Here is a 25,908-nt window from a genome sequence, read left to right as displayed (position 1 = left end):
TCGCTGGCGGCGATGTCGTTCTGCCCGAGGGGCCGGCTCGCCATGTGGCGCTGGTGCTGAGGCTGCGCGAAGGCGCACCGCTGACGCTGTTCGATGGCGCTGGCCACGAGGCGCAGGCGACGCTGATCGAAGTCGGTCGCAAACGGGTCGTCGCGCGCATCGAACAGGTGGCCGCGGGTAGCGGGGAATCACCGCTGAGCGTGCATCTGGGCCAGGCGATCTCCAAGGGCGATCGCATGGACTACGCAATCCAGAAGTCCGTCGAGCTCGGCGTGGCGGCGATCACCCCGCTCTACGTCGAACATGGCGACGTGCGCCTCAAGGGCGATCGCGAAGCCAGGAAAATGGCGCATTGGCAGGGCGTGGCGATCAGCGCTTGTGAGCAGTGCGGACGCGCCAGCGTACCGCCGATTCATCCGCCGCAGACGTTGGCACAATGGCTCGAGAAACGCGACGAGGCCGTGCGTCTGGTGCTGCATCCCGCTACCGACGATAGCTGGCAACAGGCAGCTTCGGTCGATTCGGCAGCTCTGCTTATCGGTCCGGAAGGCGGGCTCAGCGACGCCGAAGTCGACGCCGCCCGGCGCAGCGGTTTCCAGCCGCTTACTCTCGGGCCACGTATTCTGCGTACCGAAACCGCGCCGGTGGTGGCGCTAACGCTGTTGCAGCATCACTTCGGGGATCTGTAGCCGAATCCTGCCCGCCTCGAAAAACACCCCGCCAGCCGTTATCCGGATGGCGGGGTGTTTTCGTTGCGAGTCGCTGATGGCTGCTGGCGTGCGGCGTCGAGCGGAGATTACAGCTCGAGATCGTACTCGACGATCAGCGGGGCAAACTCGCTGAAGGTCGCGTCGGTATCGATCCAGGCATCTTTCACGTTGCGCCGGAAGTTGGGGCCGACGATCTGATAGTCGAGGCGCCAGCCTTCCTGGCGGGAGCGCGGCACTTCCTGGTCGAGCTTGGGCCACCAGGTGTACTGGTTGGCATCCCGATTGACCTCACGGAAGGTATCGATGAAGCCGGTCGGGCCGAACACCTGATCCATCCACGCCCGTTCTTCCGGCTTGAAGCCCGGCGTCGTCTGGTTATCGGCCCAATTGGTAAGATCGAGCGTCTTGTGCGCGATGTGCCAGGTGCCGCAGATGATGTACTCGCGACGCTTGCGAGCCATCTTGTTCAAGTACTCGAGATACTGGGTCATGAACGTCTGCTTGGCGGCCGGATCGTCGTCGCCGCTCGGCATCAGGAAGGTCGCGACGCTGAAGCGGTCATAGTCCGCCTGCAGGAAGCGCCCTTCGTTGTCGCACTGCTCGAAGCCCAGACCATACATGATGGCCTTAGGGATCTTGCGACAGTAGAGCCCGACCCCGGAGAAGCCATCCTGCTCGGCATCCAGGAAATAACCTTCGTAACCTTCCGGGTAGAGAATGCTGTCATCGAGCTCGAAGCTCTTGGCCTTCAGGTTCTGCACGCAGACGACGTCAGCATCCTGTTCGGCCAGCCAGTCGAGAAAGCCCCGCTCGACGGCCTCTCGGATCCCGTTCACATTGATGCTGGCGATTTTCATACAGTGTTCCTTCTTTGTCGCGCGTGTATGATACCCGAGCTTGAAAGGTTTAGGTAAATGACCGCTGCGTCAGGCCAGGACGACAGCGGTCTTCAAGAGTCATGAAGCAACAGGGAGACCCGGGGTGAGCGTCGAGATTCAGCCGTATCAGCAAGAGTTCATCGAATTCGCGATCGCCGAAGGGGTATTGCGCTTCGGTGAATTCACGCTCAAGTCCGGTCGTGTCAGTCCCTATTTCTTCAATGCCGGTCTATTCCGTTCCGGCCGTGCACTGGCCCGTCTCGGACGTTTCTATGCCAGCGCCATTGCCGACAGTGGCATCGAGGCCGATGTACTGTTTGGTCCAGCTTACAAGGGTATACCGCTGGCGGCGAGTGCAGCCGTTGCTCTGGCCGACCACCATCAGCGCGACATGCCCTTTGCCTTCAACCGCAAGGAAGCCAAGACTCACGGTGAAGGCGGCAACATCGTGGGTGCCGAACTGCGTGGCAACATTCTTATCATCGATGATGTCATCACGGCTGGCACGGCGATCCGCGAGGTCATGCAGATCATCAACAATGCCGGAGCCCAGGCCGCGGGTGTCGTGATCGCGCTCGACCGTCAGGAGCGTGGTCAGGATGCCAACGGCCTGAAGCCGCACAGCGCGATCCAGGAAGTCGAAGCGACGTATCATATGCCGGTTGTGAGCATCGTCAACCTCGACCAGCTGCTCGCCTATCTGGAAACGCGCGAACCCCGCAGCGGCGAAGATGGCGCTTCCATTGCCCAGCATGCCGAGGCGATCCGCGCCTACCGGGATCGCTACGGCATCACCAGCGACCGCTGATCCTGCAATTCGCGACGAGGCAGGGCGTTCCGGGGCTCTCGCCTGCTACGATTAGCCGCAGCCTCGTCGTCGTGGCGTGTTACAAAATGTTTAAAAAACAGCGTTTGATAAACTCGAAAATTATGCCACGCTTACGCCGTTAGTCCAACGCGATTTGGCGCCAATTTCGGGAGACGCATCATGATCAACCGCAGCAGGATCAAACCCTGGGGCTTTGCCCTTGCCACAGCGACCTTCATGTTCGCCAGTCAGCAGGCGATGGCGCTGAGTGTTTCCGCCAACGGCGGCGATGAATCCTTCGGTGTCGAAGCCAGCCAGACCATCTTCCCTACCTTGCGGGCCGGTGTCGGCTACCTGAACACCGATGACAGCGGTCACAATGCCAAGGCCTACTCGGGTTCGCTGATGTTCACACCGTGGCTGCCGGGCATCGACCTTTCCGTGGGTGGGCGTTACCAGTATCAGGATACCCACTATGGCAACGGTGGCGGTCTGGGGCTCGGCGGTTCCGCATTCGTCGATACGCCCATCCCGCTGACCTCGATTGGCGGCTACGGCTTCTACACGCCGGAAGGGCTGGCCCACGGCGACATCGACAAGAGCTATGAGTACGGCGCCCAGGCGCGGGTCAACATTATCTCGCATACCTACGTCTATGGCGGCTATCGCTACATGCGTACCGACTTCGACAACGACAACGGCCATACGCTGGATAGCGGGCCGGTGTTGGGCGTCAGCGTTGGGTTTTAAGTATTCGAGCTACGAGCTACGAGCTACGAGCTACGGTGCGCTTGGATAGCAGCGTCGGTTGTGGGGCGCTTGAGAGACCAGCAACCGGCGCCCATTGCGAGGGTCGGCATCGGGCTCTGTAGCAAGGGCCGGCCTCGGGGCCCTGTAGCCCTGTAGAGAGTGGCGCCGATTGCGTATCATGCGGAAGTTCCCCCCACATTCGAGCTGGTCGCCATGCTTGATATCGTGCTGTTTGAGCCAGAGATACCGCCCAACACCGGCAATATCATCCGATTGTGTGCCAATACGGGCTTTCGTCTCCACATCATCGAACCGATGGCCTTCGAACTCGACGACAAGCGCCTGCGGCGTGCCGGGCTCGACTATCACGAATGGGCGCGGGTCCAGGTTCACGCCAACTGGGCCGCCTTTCTCGAGACCGTCGGGCCGGAGCGCGTGTTTGCCGTCTCGACCCGTGGCCGCCACGGCTACCACCATATCCATTTCCGCGAAGGCGATGCCCTGGTCTTCGGCCCGGAAACCCGTGGCCTGCCGCAATCGATGCTCGAAGCGCTGCCTCCCGCACAGCGCCTGCGTATCCCCATGCTGGCGGATAGCCGAAGCCTCAATCTGTCCAACGCCTGCGCCATCATCGTCTATGAAGCCTGGCGGCAGCTGGATTTTGCCGGGGCGGTGGATCTCTAGCGTTGTTGAGGCGTCAGTTATCCAGCCTCCGCATCATGAACACACTGTAGGGATCTTCGACGTAGTCGCCGAACGGTTCGCAATAGGTGAATCCGAACGTTTCATAAAGCTTTCGGGCCGGGGCGAAGTGATCCATCGGGCCGGTCTCCAGACTCAGCCGCTGCAGGCCGGCGGCACGCGCCTCCTCGATCAGGTGCGCCAGGATCGCCCGCGCCACTCCCTTGCGCAGGTGGGCCGGATCGGTGCGCATCGATTTGATCTCGGCGTGCGTATCATCGAGCCGCTTGAACGCGCCGCAGCCGAGCAGCTCGTTACTTTCCCAGGCGGTGTAAAAGTGAACCTCCGGGCGTCGCAGCCCGTCGAGATCCAGCGCATGGCGGCTTTCCGGCGGTGAGTGCGGCTCGAAGTCCTTGAGGTGGGCTTCCAGCATCGCGGCGATTTCAGGGCCGCGGAGATCGTCTCGTATAATCTGCATGAGGTGTATCATCCTCGGAAATGCTTCACTCGTGACTGCGCACGCGAAACACTTTGTTGCGCAATGCTCGAAATCCTCACATAGCCCGCTATGCTCCGGTTTCTGTGCGTTGCGCGCCTCGCGTTTCATCTTGCTCGTCAACGGGTGAAGCACTTCCTTCTCCGTTTTATTTTCTCTGCGATTCTGCCCTCATGTCCGACATTCGCCAACGTCTCGCCAAGCTCAATCCGCGCCAGCAGGAGGCGGTGCGCTTCATCGATGGCCCGTGTCTCGTTCTGGCGGGGGCCGGTTCCGGCAAGACCAGCGTGATCACCACCAAGATCGCCTATCTGGTCCAGGAGTGCGGGATGAGCGCGCGCAAGATCGCCGCGGTCACCTTCACCAACAAGGCGGCGCGCGAGATGAAGGAGCGTGTGGGACAGATGCTCAAGGGCCGGGAAGGCCATGGCCTGACCGTATCGACCTTCCACAATCTGGGGCTCAACATCATCCGCCGCGAACTCAAGACGCTCGGTTTTCGTCCCGGCTTTTCGCTGTTCGATCCGGAGGACGCCAAGGCGCTGTTGCGCGATCTGATGCAGAAGGAGGCGGACACCGATGCCGAGCAGATCAACGCGGTGCAGAGCCAGATATCCCAGTGGAAGAACGATCTGGTGCTGCCCGGGCCGGCGATCTCCCACGCCGCCGACGAAGACGAGCAGTACGCCGCACGTATCTACGAAGCTTACAACCGTCATCTCAAGGCCTACAACGCGGTCGATTTCGACGACTTGATCATGCTGCCGGTGGTTCTGCTCAAGACCGATCCCGAGGCGCTGGCGCGCTGGCGCAAGCGGATCCAGTACATGCTGGTCGACGAGTATCAGGACACCAACGTCAGCCAGTATCAGCTGGTCAAGATGCTGATGGACGAGCGCGCCACCTTCACCGTGGTGGGCGACGACGACCAGTCGATCTACGCCTGGCGCGGCGCGCGGCCGGAAAACCTGGTGACGCTGGGCGAGGACTTCCCGCGGCTCAACGTGATCAAGCTGGAGCAGAACTACCGCTCCACGGCGACGATCCTGCGCGCCGCCAACACCCTGATCGCCAACAACCCGCACGTCTACGAGAAGACGCTGTGGTCGGACATGGGTCAGGGCGATCCGATCCGCGTGGTGGTCAACCGCCACGAAGAGGCCGAGGCCGAGCGCGTTGCCGGCGAGATCCTGACCCGCCGGATCAAGGAGCGCGCCGAATGGCGCGACTTCGCCGTGCTCTATCGCGGCAACTTCCAGGCCCGGCTGCTGGAGCTCAAGCTGCAGCACCACCAGATTCCCTACAAGCTTTCCGGTGGCACCTCTTTCTTCTCGCGCAACGAGATCAAGGATTCGATGGCCTATCTGCGACTATTGATCAATCCTGACGACGACAACGCCTTCCTGCGCATCGTCAACGTACCGCGCCGCGAGATCGGCCCCGGTACGCTGGAGAAGCTCGCCAACTATGCCTCTGAGCGCGGTGCCTCGATGTTTGCCGCCTGTCACGAGCTGGGGCTCGAGCAGGTATTGCCGACCCGCGCCGTCGAAAGGCTAGGGCGCTTCGCTCACTTCATCGACGGCGTGCGCAAGCGCATGGATCAGGGCGACGCCATTGCCGCCATCCGCGAGATGATTCGGGACATGGATTACGAAGCCTGGCTCTACCAGAACGCCAGCGCGCCGACCATCGCCGAGCGCCGCATGGCCAACGTCTGGACGCTGATCGATCAGCTCGAAAAGTCGATGCACCGCGACGACGAGGACGGCGAAGCCAGCGAGGAGACCGACGACGTGCAGTCGGCCATTTCGCGGCTGGTGCTGCGCGACATTCTCGAACAGCAGGCCGAAGAGGACGACTCCGACCGGGTCCAGCTTTTGACCATGCACGCCTCCAAGGGCCTCGAGTTTCCCCACGTCTACCTGATGGGGCTGGAAGAGGAACTATTGCCGCACCGCAACTCTATCGAATCCGGCACCGTGGAGGAGGAGCGGCGACTCGCCTACGTCGGTATCACCCGCGCCCGGCGCACGCTGACCCTGACGCTCGCCCGCCAGCGCAAGGCCTACGGCGAACTGCTCGACTGCACCCCGAGTCGCTTCTTGGACGAGCTGCCGGCGGACGATCTCGAATGGGAAGGTCGCGCCGATAAGGAAAATCCCGAGAAGAAACAGGAGCGCGGCCAGAGTGCGATCGCGGGGTTGCGTTCGCTGCTAGGCTAGAATATTGCAATACCCATTCACGCCGACGAGGGATGCCGATGAACACCACCGAGCTGTGGCAACAGGCTCGCGACGAGGCGATGGCGATCTCTCGCCAAGAGCCGCTGCTGACCCCACTGATGCTGGGCGCGGTGCTCAACCGCTCGACGCTGGGTGCCGGCCTGGCCTATCGGCTGGGCCAACGTCTGGCGCATCCCGATCTGGCTGCCAACCAGCTGATCAAGATGTTCGACGAGCTGCTAGACGACGATCCTGGCATCAGCGATGGCATTGGGCAGGATCTCGCCGCCGTGATAGAACGCGATCCGGCGATTCGCCAGGTCACCGAGGCGCTGCTCTATCTCAAGGGGTTTCATGCGCTGACGGTGCATCGGTTCGCGCACGTGTTGTGGCAGACCGGGCGCCGGCAGATGGCGCGCTATCTGCAGAGCCGCAGCTCCGAAGTGTTCCAGACCGATATTCATCCCGCTGCGCGGATCGGCAATGGGGTCTTCATCGATCACGCGACCGGGGTCGTCATCGGTGAAACCACGGTCATCGAAGACGAGGTTTCGCTGCTGCAGGGCGTCACGCTCGGCGGGACGGGGAAAGAAGCGGGGGATCGCCACCCGAAGATTCGGCGAGGCGTGTTGATCGGCGCCGGAGCCAAGGTGCTCGGTAATATCGAGATCGGCGAAGGCGCCCGGATCGGCGCCGGTTCGGTGGTACTCAAGGCGGTGCCGCCTCATACCACGGCGGTGGGCGTCCCGGCCCGGATCATTGGCGACGCCGGTTGCGCGGCACCGTCGCGGGAAATGCAGCACTGCCTCGACAAGCCGCGTAATTCGCAAACGTCGGCGCAGCCCGCTCCCTCCAGCAGCAAGCTCTGTTGTGGGCGCTAGTGCGGCGATGCTAGCAATCTAGCCTCCGGCGATCCGAGAGAAAGCCCGCTAGGTCGACGCTATCCAGCGCGTCCAGCCACGCCACCGCGAAGCTCCCCGGCCCGTGAGCCGTTCGTTCGGCCTGCTCGGCGGCTGCAGCCGCGTGGGCATGAGCGGCGACCATGGCATCCAGCGGCGTGTCGGCGACCGCTAGATAAGCGGCGATCAATGCACCCAGCGCGCAGCCGGTTCCCGTCACCCGAGGCTGCCACGCACTGCCGCCGGCAAGGCTGATCGTGATCGGGTAGGTATCGGTGGTCGAGCGGCCCAGCAAGCGGTCGACCCGTCCGGAAATCGCGATGCCTTCCGCATGAGCCAGCAAATCATTGGCAGCGGCAAGCGCATCCTGCGATTCGTGCCGAGTATCGACCCCGTGGCCACGAGCGCCGGCCTCTGCCAGCGCCATAATCTCCGAGGCATTGCCGCGCATCACCGCCGGCCGGCTGGACATCAACTCGAGACTCACGTCTCGCCGCAACGGCAGCGCCGCCGCCCCGACCGGATCGAGTACCCAGGGTCTCCTGGCCTCGTTGGCGGCCTGGCTCGCTCGTCGCATCGCCTCCAGGCTCTCCGCGTTGGGCGTGCCCAGATTGATCAGCACGGCGTCTGCTGCTGCGGCCAGGCTCCCGGCCTCCTCGGGATAATCGGTCATCGCTGGCGAAGCGCCTGCCGCCAGTAACGCATTGGCGATGAAATTGACGGTGACCTGATTGGTCAGGCAATGCACGAGCGGTGCCCGCTCGCGCAGTCGTTCACGTGTTGCCAGCAGGCGCTGCTGCCACTCTCGCGCCTGTAGCGGCGTCTCCGTCATACCGTTACTCGCTTTCATCGACGATGTAGTCGACGGCTGCCTTGACCTCGTCATCGGTGAGATCCGCGTTGCCGCCCTTGGCCGGCATGCCGCCAACGCCGTTGATCGCGCTGGCATACAGTTCATCCATGCCTTCGTCGATACGTGACTGCCAAGCGTCGTTGTCGCCGATCTGCGGCGCGCCACCGCCGTCATGACAACCGGCACAGTTGTCCTCGAAGATGGCTTCACCGTCGGCGGCCTGAGCCTGGACTGCCAGCATCGAGGTCAGCAGGGCAGCCGTTAACGCCAGGGGGAGTTTCAAGTTCATGTTGGCCTCATCGTCATCGGTCGAGACATCCGTTTATCGTGTTGTCGGGTCTTCAGTATAATCATGCCCTGCAGACGCGAAAGCCGTCGCGACCGCGATGACGCCCTGGCTGGACAGCCAATGGCCGAGCGGTTAGGATGGCGCGCTGTTGGCAAGCGGCTCTGGCTCTCCTGGGGCTATCCTTGGTCACCCAGGTCATCGCCGCACCGCCACGTCATTGCGCGCCCATAGCTCAGCTGGATAGAGTACTGCCCTCCGAAGGCAGGGGTCGCAGGTTCGAATCCTGCTGGGCGCGCCATTCCAGTCAATGAATCCTGACGCTTCCTTCCTCTGAAACCCCCTCTTTTGGGAAACGCTGCACAAATCCCGGTGCAGCTGCTTGATCGCCACCGGCGGGGTAGAATCGGGTCATCCCATCAGCGTCTGACAGAGCCATCCCATGAAGCAGATCTCTTTCGCCCAGGCAGAGCACCACAACAAGAAGAAGATGACACGTCGCGAGCGGTTCCTGGCCCAGATGGAGGCGCTGGTGCCTTGGCAACGACTCATCAACGCGCTGTCGCCGTCTTACTTCCCTAACGCAGCAGGCAAACGCGGCCGTCCGCCCATCGGCCTAGAGCGCATGCTGCGGATCTACTTCCTGCAACAATGGTATGCGCTCGCCGACGAGGCGCTGGAGGATGCCATCTACGACAGCCAGGCGATGCGTGACTTCGTGGGTATCGATCTGGCCATCGAGAGCGTGCCGGACGCGACTACGCTGCTGCGCTTCCGTCATCTGCTGGAGAAGCATGCCCTGACTCAGCGGATCTTCGAGGAGATCAACGCCCACTTGGCCGAGAAAGGGCTGTTCATGCGCGAGGGCACGATCGTCGACGCCACTATCGTGGCGGCTGCCCCTTCCACGAAGAACAAGGCCAAGCAACGCGATCCGGAGATGAAGCAGACCAAGAAAGGCAACCAGTGGTACTTCGGGATGAAGGCCCATATCGGCGTCGATGCCGTCACCGGACTGACTCACAGTGTCGCCGCGTCCTCGGCCAACGTCGCCGATGTCACCATGGCCGGCGCTCTGGTCCGGGACGATGATAAGCGGGTATACGGCGACGCGGGCTACACCGGCATGGGGAAGCACCTCGACGAAGAGAAGGATGCCTCGGATTCGCGGTGCTGTGTTGCCGCCAAGCGTGGCGCCATCAAGAAGATGGACGACAGCCCGATGAAAGCGCTGCTGTTGGCGATCGAGAAGACCAAGGCCAGTATCCGCGCCAAGGTCGAGCATCCGTTTCATGTCATCAAGAACCTCTTTGGCTACCGGAAGGTGCGCTACAAGGGGCTGGCCAAGAACCAGGCGCAACTCTTGAGCCTGTTCGGGCTGGCCAACCTGGTGCTGTCGACACGATGCAAGGGCCGAGTTAACGGGGCCAGTGCGCCTTGAGTCTGGCCTAGCAGCCGGGGTAACCGGCTGCCAGGGAAAACAGACCACCTCAGGTGGTCAGAAATTGATCGCTGACGCGGTGATTATGCCCCTCTGAGCCCTTCGGCCGCTCAGAGACGAATTGATCAGTGGTTCCTTTGCTGCCAATTTGGCACGTGACTATTTCGTGCAGGCACGGGGTTATTCACAGCCTTGATCAGTGCGTTCGGATGCAGGGGGCGGGCTCGAATCCCGTTGAGTCCTAACCAGCCGCTTTCGTCCCTGCCCTAGGCAGATAATCGCCCACCAAAAAAGGGCCCGAAGGCCCGTTTTTACTCCTTGCTCAGCCACTTAGCTGTTGGTGGCGAAGCTCATTTCCACGTTGCCGCTATCGTTGTTGCCATTCTGGGTAGCGTGCTGCAGCGCTTGGGCGGCGGCGTCGCTCTGGCCTTCACCAACTAGCGGGTTATGGCTGGCCGAGATGTTGGTGGCGAGTTGCGTGGCGTCGGCGACGTTCTGCAGTGCCTGGTCCGCTGCGGCGCTATGCCCGCCAGTGACGGTATCGACGCTGTAGCGAGTCGGCAGGGCGTGGTACTGCGCGGTCTGTTCGATATTGAGCGCTTCGCTCTGCTGATCGAAATGACGCTCGGTCACGAGGCTGTTGGCCTGGGCGACGGTGGGCAGAGCAATGGCGATTGCGATGGCTGCGAGAATGCGGGTTTTCATGGTGTTGCCTCCAGTGATCATCTGTTGTGGCGTGGGGCCCTTGGCCTCAACCTGTGATGTCATTATCGGGTGATTTCCGTTAGATGGCTAATTAAATGCAGCGAAATAGGCTATCGATGGAAATGATCTTGGAGAATAAACCTGAATATGAAATAGAAAGCAGGGTAAGAAACTAGAAAGGGGCCCGAAGGCCCCTTTGATGACTAGCACTGATGACTAGCGCTGCCGCAGTGCCCGAAGGCGAAGACTTACAGGCTGGCGAAGTTCACTTCGACGTTGCCCTTGTCATTGCTGACGGTCTGGGTAGCGTTCTGCAGTGCCTGGCCGGCAGCGGCGCTCTGACCTTCACCGATCAGGCTGTTGTGGGACGGCTGGACGTCGGTGCTCAGCTGAGTGGATTCGGCCACGTTCTTCAGAGCCTGGTCGGCAGCGGTGCTGTGGCCGCCATCGACGGTATCGGCGCTGTAGCGAGTCGGCAGTGCGTGGTACTGCGCGGTCTGCTCGATGCTGAGCGCTTCGCTCTGCTGATCGAAATGACGCTCGGCAACGGCGCTGTTGGCCTGGGCGACAGCGGGCAGAGCGATGGCGATTGCGATGGCTGCGAGAATGCGAGTTTTCATGGCGTTACCTCCAAAATGTCTTTTTGCTTGATGACCTCTCGGCCTCAACCTGTGGCGACATTATGGGAGCCAACTCTTTAGTCTGCTAATCACGCGTAGTGAATTCGACTATCGATGGGATTGATATGAAGGTCTAAGCCATGTGATGACGCTGGAGTGTAAACCTTTTCCCTTCCGTTGTGTAAAGCCAGCCAGAACGGTCGCCGGGTCTGCCGTTCCGGCCGGGCTTTCGGGCGGCTTTGATCGATACCGGCGTGGCCCCCATAATGGCAGCATCTCATCCATCGCTTGCCAGCAGAGAACCCCTTATGACCCGCACGCCTCGGGATAACGCTCCCGCCGAATCGTCACGCGCTGCCGAGCCACAGGTCAACGTGGGCGATGTCGCTTATCTACGGGTGACGAAGGTCAACGATATTGGCGCCTTCCTGAACTGGGGCCGCCCCAAGGATCTGTTGCTGCCGTTCGGCGAGCAGCGTTTCCGCCCGGACGAGGGCAAGCGCGTGCTGGTGATGATCTACGTCGACGATCGCATGCGCCCGGTGGCCAGCATGAAGCTCGATCGCTTCCTGCGGGACGAGTCGGAAGGGTTGAAGGCGGGCGACCGGGTATCGCTGGTGATCGCCGATCTGACCGATCTCGGCGCCAAGGCGGTGGTCAACAGCCGCTTCTGGGGGTTGCTGTATCACGACGACATGTCGCGCCCGTTGCGTCGCGGCGATCGTGTGGAGGGTTATGTCCGTCGCGTGCGCGACGACGCCCGCCTGGATCTCTCGCTATTGCCGCCGGGGCAGGCGCGTCTGGATGTGGTCGGCGACAAGGTGCTGGCGGCGCTGGCCGACAACGGCGGGTTCCTGGCGCTCGGCGACAAGAGCCCGGCCGACGCCATCAAGGCGCGGCTGGGCGTCAGCAAGAATGCCTTCAAGCAGGCCATCGGCCGCCTCTACAAGCAGCGCCGGATCGTCATCGAAGAAGATGGCATCCGGCTGATCGAAGAATGATCGGCGGTCACATCCGATAGGCGCGATACCAGCCGAGCCCGGCTTCCGTTTCGCCGCGGGGCTTGTATTCGCAGCCCAGCCAGCCGTCGTAGCCGGCCTGGTCGAGCTGGGCGAATAGCCACGGATAATTGACCTCGCCGGCATCCGGTTCGTGCCGTTCGGGCACGCCAGCGATCTGGATGTGGCCCACGCCATCGCGGTAGCGCTCGTAGGTCTTCCAGATATCTCCATCCATAATCTGGGTATGGTAGAAGTCCATCTGCACCTTGACGTTGGGCTCATTCAGCTCGGCGAGGATCGCATGTCCTTCGGCCTGATGATTGAGAAAGTAGCCCGGCATGTCGCGAGTATTGATCGGTTCGATCAGCAGCGTCAGATCGTGCTCGGCGAGCTTTCGCGCGGCGAAGCGCAGATTCTCCAGATAAATCTGGTAGTTACTGGACAATGTTTCACGGGAAACATTGTCCGGAGCAGTCCCGGATGTCGACTCTTCTACCAGCCCGGCCATGACGTGCAGACGCGGGCAGTTCAACGCCTTGGCGTAGCGAATGGCGGTATCGACGCTGTCCCGGAACTCCGCTTCACGGCCGGGGAGGGCGGCCAGGCCGCGCTCGCCGGCAGCCCAGTCGCCGGGTGGCAGGTTGAACAGCACCTGTTCGAGCCCGTGGCGCTTCAGTTCGGCGGCGATCGCTTCGGGTTCGAAGTCATACGGGAACAGGAACTCGACCCCGGTGAAACCATTCGCGGCGGCTCTGGCAAAGCGCTCCATGAACGGGACTTCGTTGAACATCATGCTGATATTGGCGGCGAAACGCGGCATGGCCTGATTCCTCGGTGATCCGGTTGACGGGTGTGGACAGACGAATGCGCGCTTACCACTGGGCGCCGAAGGCGTCGCGCAGCTCGTCGATTTCCTTCTCGTTCAGCGTGCGCACGTCGTGGTGGCGCAGCAGCAGATAGAGCTTGGCGGTCTCCTCCAGCTCTTCGATGGCGTTGCGCGCGGCTTCCAGCGTCTTGCCCGCTACCACCGGGCCGTGATTGGCGAGCAGCACGGCGGCATGGTCGGCAGCGTAGTGGCGCACCGCCTCGCCCAGCGCCGCATCGCCGGGCCGATAGTAGGGCACCAGCGGTAGACGGCCGACCCGCATCACGAAGTAGGGCGTGATCGGCGGCAGGCAGGAGTGTTCATCGAGCCCGTTGAGACACGACACCGCCGCCGAGTGCGTCGCGTGGAGATGGATAATGCCGCCGGTATCCGGGCGCTGCTCATAGAAGGCCCGGTGCAGGAACGACTCCTTGGTCGGCGGCTTGCCGGCGAGCAGGTTGCCGTCCCAGTCGAGCTTGGAAATTTCCGCCGGGTCCAGGGCGCCGAGGCTGGCGTTGGTCGGCGTCATCAGCCAGCCATCGTCGAGCTTGGCGCTGATATTGCCGGAGGTGCCCGGCGCCATGCCCAGGTTGCGAAAGGAACGGCCGATCTCGGCGATCTCTTCGCGCAGGCGGCTTTCGGTCGAGGAGGTCGAAGTATGGATCGCGGTCATGGCATCAGTTTCCAGGCTTTGGTCATGAAATCGGTGGCGCCGAAGTTGCCGGACTTGAGCGCCAGCGCCAGCGGTGCTTCGGTCCCCAGGGTGGTCGTCCACGGCACGCCGGGATCGATGCTTTCGCCGATCCGCAGCCCCTGAACGCCGAGCGCGCTGACCACGGCGCCGGACGTCTCGCCACCGGCGACCAGCAGACGGCGCACGCCGAGGCGGCTGACCAGCTCGCTGGCGATGTCGGCCAGCGCCCGCTCGACCAGTTCGCCGGCTTCCTGCACGCCGAGCCGCTGTTGGGCCTGACGCACCTCCTCCGGCGCGGCGCTGGCATAGATCAGCACCGGGCCGCCGTCGTCGTCGGCGTGTGCCTGGAAATGGGCTTCGGCACAGGCGAGTGCCGCGTCGACGACACTTGCGTAGTCATCGTGCAGCGCCTGGGCATCGAGGTGAAAACTCGGCATGTGCTGCTTGGCATGGTCGATCTGGGCCAGCGTGGCCCGCGAGCAACTGCCGCTCAATACCGCCTCGCGACCGGCGATCGGCTCGAGGCGGGCGGCGTCCTGCCGGTGATTGAGACGATCGGCGACATTGGCCGGCAACCCCAGCGCCAGGCCGGAACCCGCCGTCACCAATGGAAGATCGCGGCAGGCGCGGGCCAGCACGAACAGATCCTCGTTATCGATGGCGTCGCAGATCGCGATACCGATACCGTCGGCTTTCAACGCCTCGATGCGCGCGGTCACCGCGGCGTCGCCCTGGCGCAGCGTGGCGTAGTCGATCAGCCCGATCTCCCGCGTCGTCTGCGCGCCGAGCACGCGGACCAGGTTGGCATCGGTCATCGGCGTCAGTGGGTGATCCTGCATGCCGCTCTCGTTGAGCAGGACGCCGTTGGCGAACAGGTAGCCGTTGAACACGCTACGGCGATTGGCCGGCAGCGCCGGGCAGGCGACGGTAAAGTCGGTACCCAGGGCGTCCATCAGCGCCTCGGTGACCGGGCCGATATTGCCGGCCGGTGTCGAATCGAAGGTGGAGCAATATTTGAAATAGAACTGCTCGCAGCCCTGTTCCCGCAGCCAGTCGAGCGCCTGGATCGACTGCTTGATGGCCTCGCTGGCAGGGATGGTGCGCGATTTCAGCGCCACCACCACGGCGTCCACGCCCGCCTCCAGCGGTGTGTCGGGAACCCCGATGGTCTGCAGCGTGCGCATGCCGGCGCTGACCAGCTGGCTGGCGAGATCGGTGGCGCCGGTGAAGTCGTCGGCGATGCAGCCGAGGATCGGTCTGGCGCGGGGCCGTTCGCCCGCTGTCGAAAGAGAATTTGCCATCGTTCAAGCACCTCCGTGATCGTTGGGGCCACCGTCGAGATCGGAACCCGCGCCGTTGCCGAAACCGGCATCGTTGGCGGCCGTGCCGGGGAGCGTGATTCCAGGGTAGACCTTGATCACTGCCGAATCGTCCTCGCGGCCCAGCCCCTGGGCGGAGGCCAGGGTGAACTGGTTGAGCGCCTGCGCGGTGAGCGGCAGCGGGAATTTGTCGCGGTGGGCGGTGTCGTGGACGATGCCGAGATCCTTGACGAAGATGTCCACCGCCGAATGCGGCGTGTAATCACCGGCCAGGATGTGGGGCACGCGGTTCTCGAACATCCACGAGTTGCCGGCGCTCTGGGTGATCACTTCATATAAGGTCTGCGGATCGCAGCCGCCGCGAATGCCGTAGGCCATCGCCTCGGCGGCGGCGGCGATATGCACGCCCGCCAGCAGCTGGTTGACGAGCTTGACCTGCGAACCCTGCCCCAGGCCGTCTCCCAGCCGAAAGACCTTGGCGGCGAGGGCGTCGAGCACGTCGCCGGCGCGCTCGAACAGCGCCGCCGGGCCGGAGGCCATGATCGTCAGCTGGCCCGCGGCCGCCTTGACCGAGCCGCCCGAGATCGGCGCATCGAGCAGATGAACGTCATGGGCGGCGAGATCGGCCCCCAGCGCCTGCACGGCATCCGGCGCGCAGGTCGCGCAGGAGATCACCACGCTGCCCGGCTTCAGTCCCGGTAGCAGGCCGTTATCGCCGAACAGCACCGCGCGGGTCTGTTCGGCGTTGACCACCACGGTCAGCACGATCTCGACCTCGGCAGCCATCTCCGCCGCCGTTGCCACGGCATGGCCGCCGGCACCGGCAAAGCTCGCTCGTGCTTCCTCGCGCAGATCGCAGCCCCAGGTCTCGAAGCCGGCGCGCACCAGCGATGTGGCCATGCCCATCCCCATCGAGCCCAGCCCGATGACCCCGACGCGGGGTCGTTGTGTCGTACTCATCGTGAGTCGTCTCCTGTCTGTTCCGTCGATGCCGAAGGCGATCCGGCCTGCGCTTCCTCCTGTTCGAGCATGCTCTTGAGCAGATCGGTGGGTGCCTGACGCAGGCGCATTTCGGCGTGTTCCAGATGAATGGCGGCGGCGCGGGCGGCGGCATCGGCATCGCCTGCGGCAATGGCATCGAGCATGGCCTGATGCTCCGCGACCACCTGCTGCATGAAGGTCTCGCGCAGCGATTCGTTGGTCCGCGTCACGCGGATCGCCTGATGCAGAAAGCGGTTGTAGAAGTCGAGCACGGCGGTGAAGTGGGTGTTGTTGGCCGCTTCGGCGATGGCGCGATGAAAGGCGAGATCCTGATCGACGCCGGACAGCCCCGCCTCGACCGCTTCATCGATATCCACCATGGCGTTGCGAATCCGCCGTAGCTGGGACGGCGTGTGCCGTTCGGCGGCGAGCCGTGCCGCTTCCACCTCCAGCGGCCGGCGCAGCTCCAGCACCTCGACCACCGACTGCAGGCCGGGATCGGGAATCGCCAGCCGTAGCGATACCGTCGGTGCTTCGGCGACGAAACTGCCGCTGCCCCGCCGCGAAGTCACCAGGCCGCCGTTGCGCAGCATCGAGATCGCCTCGCGCACCACGGAGCGGCTGATGCCGAAGCGCTCGCCCAGCTCCGCCTCGGTGGGCAGGCGTGCTCCGCGACCCCATTCGCCGGCCTGTATCGCGTCGCTCAAGCGCTGGGCGACCTGTTCGGAAAGCTGCGGGCCGCGCGACGGCTGCCTCGTGTCTTCTTTCAATGCGGTATTCCTCATGCATTCGTCGTAGTCGCGGACTCGTCGGTGCCGCCATGACGGCTTGCGGGGACGTTCTCCGACCAATGGCGATATTGCCTGTCGACTGAATTTGTCAGACAAGATGGTAAATCGCAAACGTCAGCGCAATTCGCCTTTCGTCAATTCAGTGCCATTCGATGGATGAAGGCGAGATCAGAGGAGAGAAATGCCATGCATGTGATCGTGACCGGAGGCGCCGGTTTTCTCGGCGCGAGACTGATCCAGAAGTTGTTGTCGGAAGAGACCGTGCTCGAAGGCCAGGCCGTCACGCGGGTGACGTCGATTGATCTGGCGCCGTGCCCGGTGGCCGACGACCGTGTCGAATCGCTGACCGGCGATATCGCCGATTCCGGTTTCATCAAGTCTGCGCTGATCGAGGAGGCGCTGGCCGAGGATACCGGTGCCGTCTGCCATCTGGCGGCGGTGGTGAGCTCGCAGGCCGAGGCGGATTTCGATCTCGGCATGCGGGTCAACCTGGATGCCACGCGAACGCTGCTGGAAGCGTGCCGGGCACATTCGAAGCGGCTGCGGTTCCTGTTCGCCAGCTCGCTGGCGGTGTTCGGGCCGGGGCTCTCTCAAAGTCGATCGCAGCCGGTGCCTGAGGCGATCGGGCCGCAGCCGCGTTCTTCCTACGGCGCACAGAAGGCGATGGGGGAACTGCTGATCAACGACTACAGTCGGCGCGGCTTCGTCGATGGCCGCGTCTGTCGCTTGCCGACCATCGTGGTGCGTCCGGGCAAACCCAATCAGGCGGCCTCGTCGTTCGCCAGCTCGATCATTCGCGAGCCGCTCTCCGGCATCGAAGCGGTCTGCCCGGTGGCGGGGGAGCTGCCGCTGTGGCTCTCCTCGCCACGGGCGGTCGTCGCCAACCTGGTTCATGCGCTGGCGCTGTCCGGCGAGCCGCTGGGGGACTGGCGCACGCTCAATCTGCCCGGCATCACGGTCACGGTGAACGAGATGCTCGATGCGCTGGAGCGTGTGGCCGGCCCGTCGGCCCGCCAACTGGTGCGATTCGAACCCGATGCCGCCATCGATGCCATCGTCGCCAGCTGGCCGGGCGGGCTGGATGCCGCGCGGCCGCTGGCGTTGGGATTCCAGGCCGATGCCGATTTCGACGCCATCATTCACGCCTACCGGGAGGATGAACTCACGAGCTGACGTCTACCACTGCTTTTACGACCCGAAAGGCGCGGGAAACGCGCCGGACGGTCCGATCCTTGAACAACGACAGGCAACAACATTCACAAAGCCCGCAAGGAGTTCACGCCATGACAGAATCTGTCGCTGGACCTCAGGTCATCATCGGCCTGGGTATCGCTATCTTCGTGATGATCGCGCTGGTGCTGAAAACCCGCGTTCACGCGCTGCTTGCCCTGGTCATTGCCGCGTCGATCGCCGGCCTGATCGGCGGCATGCCACCCAATGCGGTGATCGGTGCCATTACCACCGGTTTCGGCACGACGCTCTCCACCATCGGTCTGGTCATCGGCTTCGGCGTGATGATGGGGCGGATTCTGGAAGTCTCCGGCGCCGGCCAGCGCATGGCCTACTCGATCCTCAAGCTGCTGGGCAAGGAGCGTGAGGACTGGGCCATGGCGCTGACCGGATATATCGTCTCGATCCCGATCTTCTGCGATTCGGCCTACGTCATCCTCAATCCGCTGGTGCGGGCGCTGGCACGCAATAGCGGGCGCTCGATCCTGACGCTGGGCATCGCGCTCGCCTCCGGGCTGGCGGTCACCCACAGCGCGGTGCCGCCGACGCCGGGCCCGCTGGGCGTAGCGGGGATCTTCGGTGTCGATATCGGCCTGATGATCGCCTGGGGCCTGGTCTTCACCGCGCCGGCGCTGATCGTGATGGTGCTCTACGCCCGCTTCATGGGGCCGCGCATCGAGGCGATGATCGAACGCGACGTGCCGGGATCGCTGAAGCGCGACGACGACGAGGACCCGATGCGCGAGCAGTTGGCCGAGAGCGAACTGCCCTCGCTGCGGATGTCGGTCATGCCGATCGCCTTGCCGATCTTGCTGATCTTCTTCAATACGCTGGTCACCGCGGTGGTGGGCGACAGCGACTCGCCGGGGCTCTTCGTGCAGATCGTCCAGTTCGTCGGCCATCCGGTGATTGCGGTCGGCATCGGCGTGCTGGTGGCGGTCTATGGCCTGGTGCCGAAGATGCCGAAGGATCAGGTGCTGGCGCACCTGGAAAAAGGCGTCGAAAGCGCCGGTATCATTCTGCTGGTCACCGGTGCCGGGGGTGCGCTGGGTGCCGTGCTGAGGGCCAGCGGTGCGGGCGACTACATCGGCGAAAGCATTGCCGGGCTGGCGCTGCCGGCGGTGCTGATCCCGTTCCTCATCGCCACGCTGGTGCGCTTCGTGCAGGGCAGCGGCACGGTGTCGATGATCACCGGCGCCTCGATCTCAGCGCCGATCCTGGCCTCGATGCCGGACGTCAACATGGTGCTGGCGGCTCAGGCGGCGTGTCTCGGCGGGCTCTTCTTCAGCTACTTCAACGACAGCTACTTCTGGGTGGTCAACCGGCTGCTGGGGGTCAAGACCGCCAAGCATCAGCTGCTGGTGCTGTCGGTGCCGACCACGCTGGGCTGGGCCACCGGCCTGGTCGCGCTGCTGATCGCCAATGCGGTCGTGGGTTGAGAGACGACGATAGATTGAGAGTCACACGGCGAATCGAGATCAGAACGCCAACGACAAGGAGTCCAGACATGAAAATCACCCGAGTCCGCGCCCGCGTGTTCGAGTGGAAAGGCGAGACGGTGCCGCCCAAGGCGCATTTCTGTACCAACGCCATGGATGCGCTGTGGGATCGCGGCGATGCCATGCAGAGCTTCCGCTTCCACGGCTGGACGGTGATCGAGATCGAGACCGACAGCGGTCTCGTCGGTCTCGGCAACGTGGCGCTGGCACCTAGGGTCGCCAAGACCATCGTCGACCAGCACCTGGCGGCACTGGTCGTGGGCCAGGATCCGTTCGACTACGAGTACCTGTGGCAGCGCATGTATCGCGCCACGCTGGCCTGGGGGCGGCGCGGCATCGGCATGGCGGCGATCTCCGGGGTCGATATCGCGATCTGGGATCTGATGGGCAAGGCGCTTGGCAAGCCGGTGTTCAAGCTCCTCGGCGGGCGCACCAAGGAACGCATTCCCTGCTACGCCTCCAAGCTCTATCACGACGATCTCGACGTTATGCAGGCGGAGGCACAGCGCTATCTCGATCAGGGTTTCCAGGCGATGAAGATGCGCTTCGGCTATGGACCCAAGGACGGGCCGAAAGGCATGCGCGAGAATGTGAAGAGCGTGGCCGCGGTGCGCGAGGTGATCGGCGAGGACATCGACCTGATGGCCGACTGCTACATGGGCTGGAACCTCGACTACGCCCTCCGGATGCTGCCCAGGCTGGCGCCGTTCGAGCTGCGCTGGCTGGAGGAGCCGGTGATCGCCGACGATATCGACGGCTACGCCGAGCTCAATCGCATCGCGCCGATGCCGATCTCCGGTGGGGAGCACGAGTTCACCGTCCACGGCTTTCGCCAGTTGCTGGAGAAACGTGCGGTCTCGGTGATCCAGTACGACACCAACCGCGTCGGCGGCATCACTGTGGCGCGCAAGATCAACGCCATGGCCGAAGCGTTCGAGGTGCCGGTGATTCCGCACGCGGGGCAGATGCACAACTACCATCTAACGATGTCGTCACTGGCGTCGCCGATGTCGGAGTTCTTCCCGGTGCATGACGTCGAGATCGGCAACGAACTCTTCTACTACCTGTTCGAAGGCGACCCGGAACCGATCGACGGCCATCTCGATCTCGCCGACGACGTGCCGGGGCTGGGACTCTCGCTCAATGAGCGCCACCTGGATGGATTCCACATCGTCGAGTGAGCGCCTTCGGCGGCGCGAGTCTCTTCGCGCCGCCTGAATTTCATCCTATCCGCTTGGATCGCTTCACCACATGCGCTTGAGCAGGTCGTCTCGGCGGACGAACTGGTGCCACAACACCGCGGCGATATGCAGCCCGATCACGTAGTAGAACGCCGTTCCCAGCGTCTTGTGGATCGACTCCAGCGAGTGGCCGAGATGCGGCGTCACGCCGAACGGCGACGGCACCGCCAGCGACGTACCGGGAACCGGAATCGTGCCATTGCTCAGCCAGACCGTCATGATGCCCAGCAGCGGCTGCGCGAACAGAAACGCGTAGAGCGCCCAGTGGGTAATGCGTGACGCCAGCTCGAGCCGGGGATGAAGTGGCGGCGACACCGGGGGTGGCGGCTGTCGCAGGCGTTCGATCAAGCGGGGAATCGCCAGCAGCAGCACGACGATACCGGTCCAGAAATGGCTCTGCAGCAGAAAGGCCGGTATGCCGGTGCTTCGCGGAAAGATATCCGTCGACAGGATGAGCGCGTAAGCCAGGGCGATCAGTGCGGCAAGGGTCCAGTGAAAGTGGCGGGCCTTGGCCGAATAACGGTTGGGCAACGAGTGGTTCACGTTGGGTGATCCTTGAGTGAACGAGTCAGCCCCATCCTAGGCAGCATCGGCTTAGGATTGACTTAAGCCAGGCTCGCCATCGTGACGCGTTGGCCGCGTCACGATGGTAAGGGTCGCAATGGCAAGGGTCACGATGGTAAGAAAGAGGCTGTCTCGTCGCCGGGCGTCGCGAGTCCGGAAACCCAGGATGACTCAGGGCGTCTTGGCTTGCAGCCGATCGGCCAGCCAGGCCCGGGTACCGGGGTGCCCGCTGCGTTCGGCGCGTTCGGCAAGATCCAGCGCGAGTTCGACATCGCCGGCCTTGAGCGCGGCATCGATCATTCGGCGGTAATCGAAGTCCGCTGTGGTGGGCTCCGGAGCGGGTGCCGGGGTGGCGGCTTGCGGGCGAGGGCCGGCAGCCTCGGGTATCGGGACTGGCGTATCGCCAATCATTGAGGTCATGCCGGTGCTACCGGTCAGCGAGACGATTTCGAGCGTCACTTCGCCGGTGGCGGTATGCACGGCGCGCGGATCGGGGCCGGCGGGTTCGGAGAGCCCTCTTACCCGGGCATACGCTTTTTCTTCGGACTCGTAGGTGGTCGAAGCCTGACGATCCGCTTCGCTCGAGTAGATGACAAGATATTGGGCGTTCGGGCCGGGCGTCACGCTGAACTGACCGTCGAGCCGGGCAGTGGAAAAGCCACGACGGGCTGTGATAGGAGGGAACTTCCTAGTGTTGAAATCGTATTTTCGAAAGGTGACGTTGCGGCATAGTGCATCGCGCCAGTTCGGAGTGAGAAGTTTCATGCCGTATGGCGTTGAACGGTTCTTTGACGAGACATATCGACATCGGGGCGATGCATCGAGAGAGTGTATTGCGGCATGTCGCATCAGCAAAAAGACACATCATCGCCAGAGACAACCTCTCCGGTCCCCATCGGGTTAGCCTAGGATGAGAGGAGAGAAAGACGACAAGCACCAGGCTGCACTGGGTCTGCAAGCGTAGGAGGCGTCATGAAATGGGAGCCGGGGCAGGGGTCAGGGATGTCCATACCCAAGGAGCGTCACTACTCGGATCGTGTGGGCTGGCTGCGAGCGGCGGTGCTGGGCGCCAACGACGGCATCGTTTCCACCGCCAGCCTGGTCATCGGCATGGCGACGGCGGGCGCGACGCTGGCTGGCGTGCTGACCGCCGGGGCGGCCGGGGCGGTAGCCGGAGCGATGTCGATGGCCGCGGGCGAGTACGTCTCGGTCAGCTCGCAGAAGGATACCGAACGCGCCGACCTGGCGCGCGAACGTCGCGAGCTGGCTGCCAACTATGAGTTTGAAACCCGTGAACTGGCGGATATCTACGAAGCGCGGGGCCTCTCCTCTGCGCTTGCGCAGGAGGTCGCAGAAAAGCTGATGCACCACGACGCGCTGGCGGCCCATGCGCGTGATGAACTCGGTTTCAGCCATGTCAACGAAGCGCGGCCTCTACAAGCGGCGGTGGCCTCGGCGCTGACCTTTCTCGCCGGTGCCGCGCTGCCGATCGTCGCCTCGCTGCTGGCGCCTCGTCAGGGGATCGCGCTGGTCGTCGCCATCGGTTCGCTACTGGCACTCGGCCTGCTGGGGATCCTGTCGGCCAAAGTGGGCGGTTCACGCGTGCGGGTCGCTGTCGTCCGAGTGGTCGTGTGGGGTGTGCTGGCCATGGCCGCCACGGCCGGGGTCGGTTGGGTGTTCGGCGTCGTCGGCACTTGATCGGGTTCGCGTTCGGCCTGTTCCGGTCGTGTCTGGCTTGCTGCCTGTTCCGATCGCGCTCGGCTTGTCGAGAGAACAGCGCTCGACTAGGTTTTGTCTGAAAAGTCGTCGAGCGAAGGTCAGACAAGGCAAAAATCGGTGAAAACGGACCGGGCTGGCGTACCAGTTTACGCGGTGTAAATGAGTACTTTGAGCCGATTTTTAACGCCGTATGGCCGAGCGCAGGCAGTTTTCAGACAAAGCCTAAGACCGATAGCGTCGCGTAGCAAAGCTACGCTCATGGGCAATCGCTCTTGCGTTCGCTTTGCATCGCGGATGACTCGATTCAGTCAGTGTATCCAACCCGAAGCCAAGGAGCGGCCCAGATGGTCAAGAAGACCGAAATCCATGCGCAACAGCAGTCACTACCCGGAAAGGAAGGCTTGATGCAGCCGCCGGCGGAGTTCATCCGCCCGGGCTATCGCGGCAGCGGCAAGCTGGAGGGCAAGATCGCCCTGGTGACCGGCGCTGACAGCGGTATCGGCCGTTCCGCGGCGATCCACTTCGCTCGCGAGGGCGCCGACGTCGCGATCATGTATCTCAGCGAGGACGAGGACGCCAGAGAGACGCAGCGTCTGATCGAGGCGGAAAGGCGGCGCTGCCTGTCGATTGCCGGTGACATTCGCGATGCCGCGTTCTGCCGCTCGGCGCTCCAGCAGGCCGTCGACACCTTCGGCGGGCTCAACATTCTGGTCAACAACGCCGGCACCCAGCAGGTGTGCACCGATCTTACCGAGCTCGACGATGACCAGTGGGAACAGACCTTCGCCACCAACATTCACGGCATGTTCTATTTGACCAAGGCGGCATTGCCGTACCTGGGAGAAGATGATTCGATCATCAACACCGCTTCGGTCAATGCGTATATCGGGCCCGATTTCCTGGTCGACTACACCGCCACCAAGGGCGCGATCATCAGCTTCACCCGTTCGCTCTCCAATCAGGTGGTAGCGCGCGGTATCCGGGTCAATGCGGTCGCGCCCGGCCCGGTGTGGACACCGCTGCAACCCGCCACCCTGGGTGCCCATGATCCGCAGATGCTGGAAGATTTCGGTTCCGACACGCCGATGGGGCGGGCCGCGCAGCCGTCCGAGCTGGGGCCGTGCTATGTCTTTCTGGCATCGCTGGACGCGTCCTTCATCAGCGGCCAGACGCTACACCCCAACGGCGGCATGATCGTCAACGGTTGAGCGGTCACCAAAAGATCGAAAGTCATGGAGCCCTGCTCGGGAATCGCCCAGGGTCTTCGAGCACCAACAGCAATTCTCGGGCAAAAGGAGGCCCCGAACATGCCAGGTACGACTCACAATCTGCCGCCACGTCAGGACAGCTGGCTGGATCGGCCGGCACATCATCACTGGCTGGAGAGCGAAGGCCAGCGCCTGCTGGCGTTCTATCGCGCCTCGCGCCATGCCGAGTGCGGTTTTGCGGCGCTGGACGAAGACGGCCGACTGCCGGCGGATGCCAACCCCGACACCATGATCACTGCCCGCATGACGCACTGTTTCGCGCTGGCCGCTATGCGTGGCGAGCCCGGCATGGCACCGCTGGTGGCACACGGCGTCGCGGCATTGAGAGGCGAGCTTCACGACGATGAGCACGGCGGCTGGTATGGCGAACGGCCCAAGGCGGGCGAAACGCAGACCAAGCAGGCCTACATTCACGCCTTCGTCGCGCTGGCGGCGGCCAGCGCTTGGCAAGCCGGCAACGAAGACGCCAAGCCGCTGCTGGACGATATCATCGACGTGATCGAGACCCGGTTCTGGTCCGAAGACGAAGGGCGCATGCGTGAGGGGTTTTCCCGCGACTGGCGCGAAGACGAGGCGTATCGCGGCGGCAACAGCAACATGCACTCGACCGAGGCCTTCCTGCAACTCGCCGACGTTCTCGACGAGCCGAAGTGGCGGGCGCGGGCGCTCTCCATCGTCGACAGGATCATTCACGCCCACGCCAGGCCCAACGACTATCGTGTCGTCGAGCACTTCGACAGCGAGTGGAACGAATGGCGCGACTACAACCAGGAAACACCCAAGGATCAGTTCCGACCTTACGGCGCTACGCCTGGTCACGCCTTCGAATGGGCGCGGCTGATGCTGCATCTCGAAGGCGGGCTGCTGCGCCATGGCGAAGCGGCGCCGGGCTGGCTGCTGGAGGATGCGCAGGGGCTGTTCCATAGCGCGACCGAGCTGGCGTGGAACGTCGATGGCGAGCCAGGGCTCATTTACACTCACGACTGGAAAAACCAGCCGGTGGTTCACGAGCGCATGCACTGGACGCTGGCCGAAGCCGCCGCCACGGCCGCGGCGCTGCTCAAGCGTACCGGCGACGCAACCTACGAAACCTGGTATCGCCGTTTCTGGGATTACATCGATCGTTTTCTGATCGATCGCGAACGGGGCAGCTGGTGGCAGGAACTCGACCGCCACAACAACCCATCCAGCGAAATCTGGAGCGGCAAGGCGGATCTCTATCATGCCTATCAGGCAACGCTGCTGCCCAGATTGCCGCTGTCTCCCACCATGGCCAGAGCCATCGCCGACGGAGCGTTGTAACACGGAGCGTTGTAACCGCTGGGGATATTCGAATCTCCACTCTTGGAAACGCCTCGATTCATGATCGGGGCGTTTGTCATTCGGA

27 protein-coding genes and 1 tRNA gene are annotated in these 25,908 nt (G+C 63.3%); 15 read left to right on the top strand and 13 right to left on the bottom strand.

The genetic code is table 11. The features are described from left to right. Nucleotides 1-689: 16S rRNA (uracil(1498)-N(3))-methyltransferase (locus tag CCD76_RS15220; protein ID WP_087720307.1), on the top strand; the 689-nt coding region annotated here is incomplete at its 5' end. Nucleotides 690-796: 107 nt separating this feature from the next. Here CCD76_RS15220 and CCD76_RS15215 read toward each other — a convergent pair. Then, nucleotides 797-1,567, bottom strand: coding sequence for an exodeoxyribonuclease III (locus tag CCD76_RS15215; RefSeq protein ID WP_087720306.1), 771 nt, complete (start codon nucleotides 1,565-1,567; stop codon nucleotides 797-799). A 124-nt stretch (nucleotides 1,568-1,691) separates the two neighbouring features. Between CCD76_RS15215 and pyrE the strand changes: the two genes are divergently transcribed. The 3 genes from pyrE (at nucleotide 1,692) to trmL (ending at nucleotide 3,830) form a co-directional block, all read left to right on the top strand. Further along, nucleotides 1,692-2,396: an orotate phosphoribosyltransferase gene (gene pyrE, locus CCD76_RS15210; protein ID WP_087720305.1), complete on the top strand. Its 705-nt coding sequence runs from the start codon at nucleotides 1,692-1,694 to the stop codon at nucleotides 2,394-2,396. A gap of 180 nt (nucleotides 2,397-2,576) precedes the next feature. Continuing rightward, nucleotides 2,577-3,146, top strand: coding sequence for a YfaZ family outer membrane protein (locus tag CCD76_RS15205; protein WP_071232403.1), 570 nt, complete (start codon nucleotides 2,577-2,579; stop codon nucleotides 3,144-3,146). A 213-nt stretch (nucleotides 3,147-3,359) separates the two neighbouring features. Next, a complete protein-coding gene (trmL, locus tag CCD76_RS15200) occupies nucleotides 3,360-3,830 on the top strand; it encodes a tRNA (uridine(34)/cytosine(34)/5-carboxymethylaminomethyluridine(34)-2'-O)-methyltransferase TrmL (RefSeq protein WP_087720304.1) in 471 nt (156 codons plus the stop codon). A gap of 13 nt (nucleotides 3,831-3,843) precedes the next feature. Here the strand turns inward: trmL and CCD76_RS15195 are convergent, their stop codons facing one another. Beyond that, the gene (locus CCD76_RS15195; RefSeq protein WP_087720303.1) at nucleotides 3,844-4,305 is read right to left on the bottom strand and encodes a GNAT family N-acetyltransferase; all 462 of its coding nucleotides are present in this window, start codon (nucleotides 4,303-4,305) and stop codon (nucleotides 3,844-3,846) included. A 191-nt stretch (nucleotides 4,306-4,496) separates the two neighbouring features. Here CCD76_RS15195 and rep point away from each other — a divergent pair, with 191 nt between their 5' ends. Together rep and cysE are read left to right on the top strand one after the other, a co-directional pair. Then, the gene (gene rep, locus CCD76_RS15190) at nucleotides 4,497-6,545 is read left to right on the top strand and encodes a DNA helicase Rep (RefSeq protein ID WP_087720302.1); all 2,049 of its coding nucleotides are present in this window, start codon (nucleotides 4,497-4,499) and stop codon (nucleotides 6,543-6,545) included. 38 nt (nucleotides 6,546-6,583) lie between these two features. Further along, complete coding sequence (gene cysE, locus CCD76_RS15185) at nucleotides 6,584-7,426, top strand: serine O-acetyltransferase (protein WP_218777049.1); 843 nt, start codon at nucleotides 6,584-6,586, stop codon at nucleotides 7,424-7,426. 10 nt (nucleotides 7,427-7,436) lie between these two features. Here the strand turns inward: cysE and thiM are convergent, their stop codons facing one another. Together thiM and CCD76_RS15175 are read right to left on the bottom strand one after the other, a co-directional pair. Beyond that, nucleotides 7,437-8,276, bottom strand: a complete 840-nt coding sequence (thiM, locus tag CCD76_RS15180; RefSeq protein ID WP_087720300.1) for a hydroxyethylthiazole kinase — start codon at nucleotides 8,274-8,276, stop codon at nucleotides 7,437-7,439. Between the two features lie 4 nt (nucleotides 8,277-8,280). Beyond that, nucleotides 8,281-8,586, bottom strand: coding sequence for a c-type cytochrome (locus CCD76_RS15175; protein ID WP_087720299.1), 306 nt, complete (start codon nucleotides 8,584-8,586; stop codon nucleotides 8,281-8,283). A 221-nt stretch (nucleotides 8,587-8,807) separates the two neighbouring features. Here CCD76_RS15175 and CCD76_RS15170 point away from each other — a divergent pair. Both CCD76_RS15170 and CCD76_RS15165 read left to right on the top strand, forming a co-directional pair. Beyond that, nucleotides 8,808-8,884 (top strand) — tRNA-Arg (locus tag CCD76_RS15170). Nucleotides 8,885-9,025: 141 nt separating this feature from the next. Continuing rightward, nucleotides 9,026-10,024 carry an IS5 family transposase gene (locus CCD76_RS15165; protein ID WP_087720298.1) on the top strand — a complete coding sequence of 333 codons (999 nt, stop codon included), beginning with the start codon at nucleotides 9,026-9,028 and terminating at the stop codon, nucleotides 10,022-10,024. A 330-nt stretch (nucleotides 10,025-10,354) separates the two neighbouring features. Here the strand turns inward: CCD76_RS15165 and CCD76_RS15160 are convergent, their stop codons facing one another. Both CCD76_RS15160 and CCD76_RS15155 read right to left on the bottom strand, forming a co-directional pair. Further along, nucleotides 10,355-10,792: a hypothetical protein gene (locus CCD76_RS15160; protein ID WP_143543302.1), complete on the bottom strand. Its 438-nt coding sequence runs from the start codon at nucleotides 10,790-10,792 to the stop codon at nucleotides 10,355-10,357. Between the two features lie 185 nt (nucleotides 10,793-10,977). Next, entirely contained in the window at nucleotides 10,978-11,349 is a 372-nt protein-coding gene (locus CCD76_RS15155; protein ID WP_087720296.1) for a hypothetical protein, read from the bottom strand. A gap of 308 nt (nucleotides 11,350-11,657) precedes the next feature. On the opposite strand from CCD76_RS15155, the gene CCD76_RS15150 reads away from it, so the two are divergent. Then, nucleotides 11,658-12,350: a CvfB family protein gene (locus CCD76_RS15150; protein WP_256961329.1), complete on the top strand. Its 693-nt coding sequence runs from the start codon at nucleotides 11,658-11,660 to the stop codon at nucleotides 12,348-12,350. A 7-nt stretch (nucleotides 12,351-12,357) separates the two neighbouring features. On the opposite strand, the gene otnI is transcribed toward CCD76_RS15150, so the two are convergent. From otnI to CCD76_RS15125, 5 genes are read right to left on the bottom strand one after another with little or no spacing between them, the layout of a single operon-like run. Further along, nucleotides 12,358-13,170 carry a 2-oxo-tetronate isomerase gene (gene otnI / locus CCD76_RS15145; RefSeq protein WP_087720294.1) on the bottom strand — a complete coding sequence of 271 codons (813 nt, stop codon included), beginning with the start codon at nucleotides 13,168-13,170 and terminating at the stop codon, nucleotides 12,358-12,360. A gap of 52 nt (nucleotides 13,171-13,222) precedes the next feature. Further along, a complete protein-coding gene (gene otnC, locus CCD76_RS15140) occupies nucleotides 13,223-13,888 on the bottom strand; it encodes a 3-oxo-tetronate 4-phosphate decarboxylase (protein ID WP_087720293.1) in 666 nt (221 codons plus the stop codon). Further along, a complete protein-coding gene (gene otnK / locus CCD76_RS15135) occupies nucleotides 13,885-15,210 on the bottom strand; it encodes a 3-oxo-tetronate kinase (protein ID WP_087720292.1) in 1,326 nt (441 codons plus the stop codon). The genes otnC and otnK overlap by 4 nt, the downstream gene beginning before the upstream one ends. A 3-nt stretch (nucleotides 15,211-15,213) precedes the next feature. Next, on the bottom strand, nucleotides 15,214-16,188 hold the full coding sequence (gene ltnD, locus CCD76_RS15130; RefSeq protein ID WP_087720291.1) for an L-threonate dehydrogenase: 975 nt from the start codon (nucleotides 16,186-16,188) through the stop codon (nucleotides 15,214-15,216). Next, nucleotides 16,185-16,979, bottom strand: coding sequence for a FadR/GntR family transcriptional regulator (locus CCD76_RS15125; protein ID WP_256961328.1), 795 nt, complete (start codon nucleotides 16,977-16,979; stop codon nucleotides 16,185-16,187). Before CCD76_RS15125 ends, ltnD begins: the two co-directional genes overlap by 4 nt. 207 nt (nucleotides 16,980-17,186) lie before the next feature. On the opposite strand from CCD76_RS15125, the gene denD reads away from it, so the two are divergent. The 3 genes from denD to CCD76_RS15110 all read left to right on the top strand — a co-directional run bounded on the left by denD (nucleotide 17,187) and on the right by CCD76_RS15110 (nucleotide 20,910). Continuing rightward, nucleotides 17,187-18,173, top strand: a complete 987-nt coding sequence (denD, locus tag CCD76_RS15120; protein ID WP_087720289.1) for a D-erythronate dehydrogenase — start codon at nucleotides 17,187-17,189, stop codon at nucleotides 18,171-18,173. A 110-nt stretch (nucleotides 18,174-18,283) separates the two neighbouring features. Continuing rightward, on the top strand, nucleotides 18,284-19,669 hold the full coding sequence (locus tag CCD76_RS15115) for a GntP family permease (RefSeq protein ID WP_087720288.1): 1,386 nt from the start codon (nucleotides 18,284-18,286) through the stop codon (nucleotides 19,667-19,669). A 68-nt stretch (nucleotides 19,670-19,737) separates the two neighbouring features. Next, the gene (locus CCD76_RS15110; protein ID WP_087720287.1) at nucleotides 19,738-20,910 is read left to right on the top strand and encodes an L-rhamnonate dehydratase; all 1,173 of its coding nucleotides are present in this window, start codon (nucleotides 19,738-19,740) and stop codon (nucleotides 20,908-20,910) included. Nucleotides 20,911-20,973: 63 nt separating this feature from the next. On the opposite strand, the gene CCD76_RS15105 is transcribed toward CCD76_RS15110, so the two are convergent. Both CCD76_RS15105 and CCD76_RS15100 read right to left on the bottom strand, forming a co-directional pair. Continuing rightward, the gene (locus tag CCD76_RS15105) at nucleotides 20,974-21,513 is read right to left on the bottom strand and encodes a cytochrome b (protein ID WP_087720286.1); all 540 of its coding nucleotides are present in this window, start codon (nucleotides 21,511-21,513) and stop codon (nucleotides 20,974-20,976) included. 192 nt (nucleotides 21,514-21,705) lie between these two features. Beyond that, nucleotides 21,706-22,299, bottom strand: coding sequence for a MalM family protein (locus tag CCD76_RS15100; protein ID WP_179208945.1), 594 nt, complete (start codon nucleotides 22,297-22,299; stop codon nucleotides 21,706-21,708). 237 nt (nucleotides 22,300-22,536) lie between these two features. Between CCD76_RS15100 and CCD76_RS15095 the strand changes: the two genes are divergently transcribed. The 3 genes from CCD76_RS15095 to CCD76_RS15085 all read left to right on the top strand — a co-directional run bounded on the left by CCD76_RS15095 (nucleotide 22,537) and on the right by CCD76_RS15085 (nucleotide 25,823). Then, nucleotides 22,537-23,232 carry a VIT1/CCC1 transporter family protein gene (locus CCD76_RS15095; protein ID WP_087720284.1) on the top strand — a complete coding sequence of 232 codons (696 nt, stop codon included), beginning with the start codon at nucleotides 22,537-22,539 and terminating at the stop codon, nucleotides 23,230-23,232. 365 nt (nucleotides 23,233-23,597) lie between these two features. Beyond that, the gene (locus tag CCD76_RS15090) at nucleotides 23,598-24,461 is read left to right on the top strand and encodes an SDR family oxidoreductase (RefSeq protein WP_087720283.1); all 864 of its coding nucleotides are present in this window, start codon (nucleotides 23,598-23,600) and stop codon (nucleotides 24,459-24,461) included. A gap of 99 nt (nucleotides 24,462-24,560) precedes the next feature. Next, nucleotides 24,561-25,823 carry a D-mannose isomerase gene (locus CCD76_RS15085; protein ID WP_087720282.1) on the top strand — a complete coding sequence of 421 codons (1,263 nt, stop codon included), beginning with the start codon at nucleotides 24,561-24,563 and terminating at the stop codon, nucleotides 25,821-25,823. Nucleotides 25,824-25,908 lie beyond the last annotated feature (85 nt).

The organism is Salinicola salarius, assembly GCF_002179555.1.
GTDB lineage: Bacteria > Pseudomonadota > Gammaproteobacteria > Pseudomonadales > Halomonadaceae > Salinicola > Salinicola salarius_A.
The sequence above is the reverse complement of the archived record's forward strand: the minus strand, read 5'-3'. Positions and strand labels throughout refer to the sequence as shown.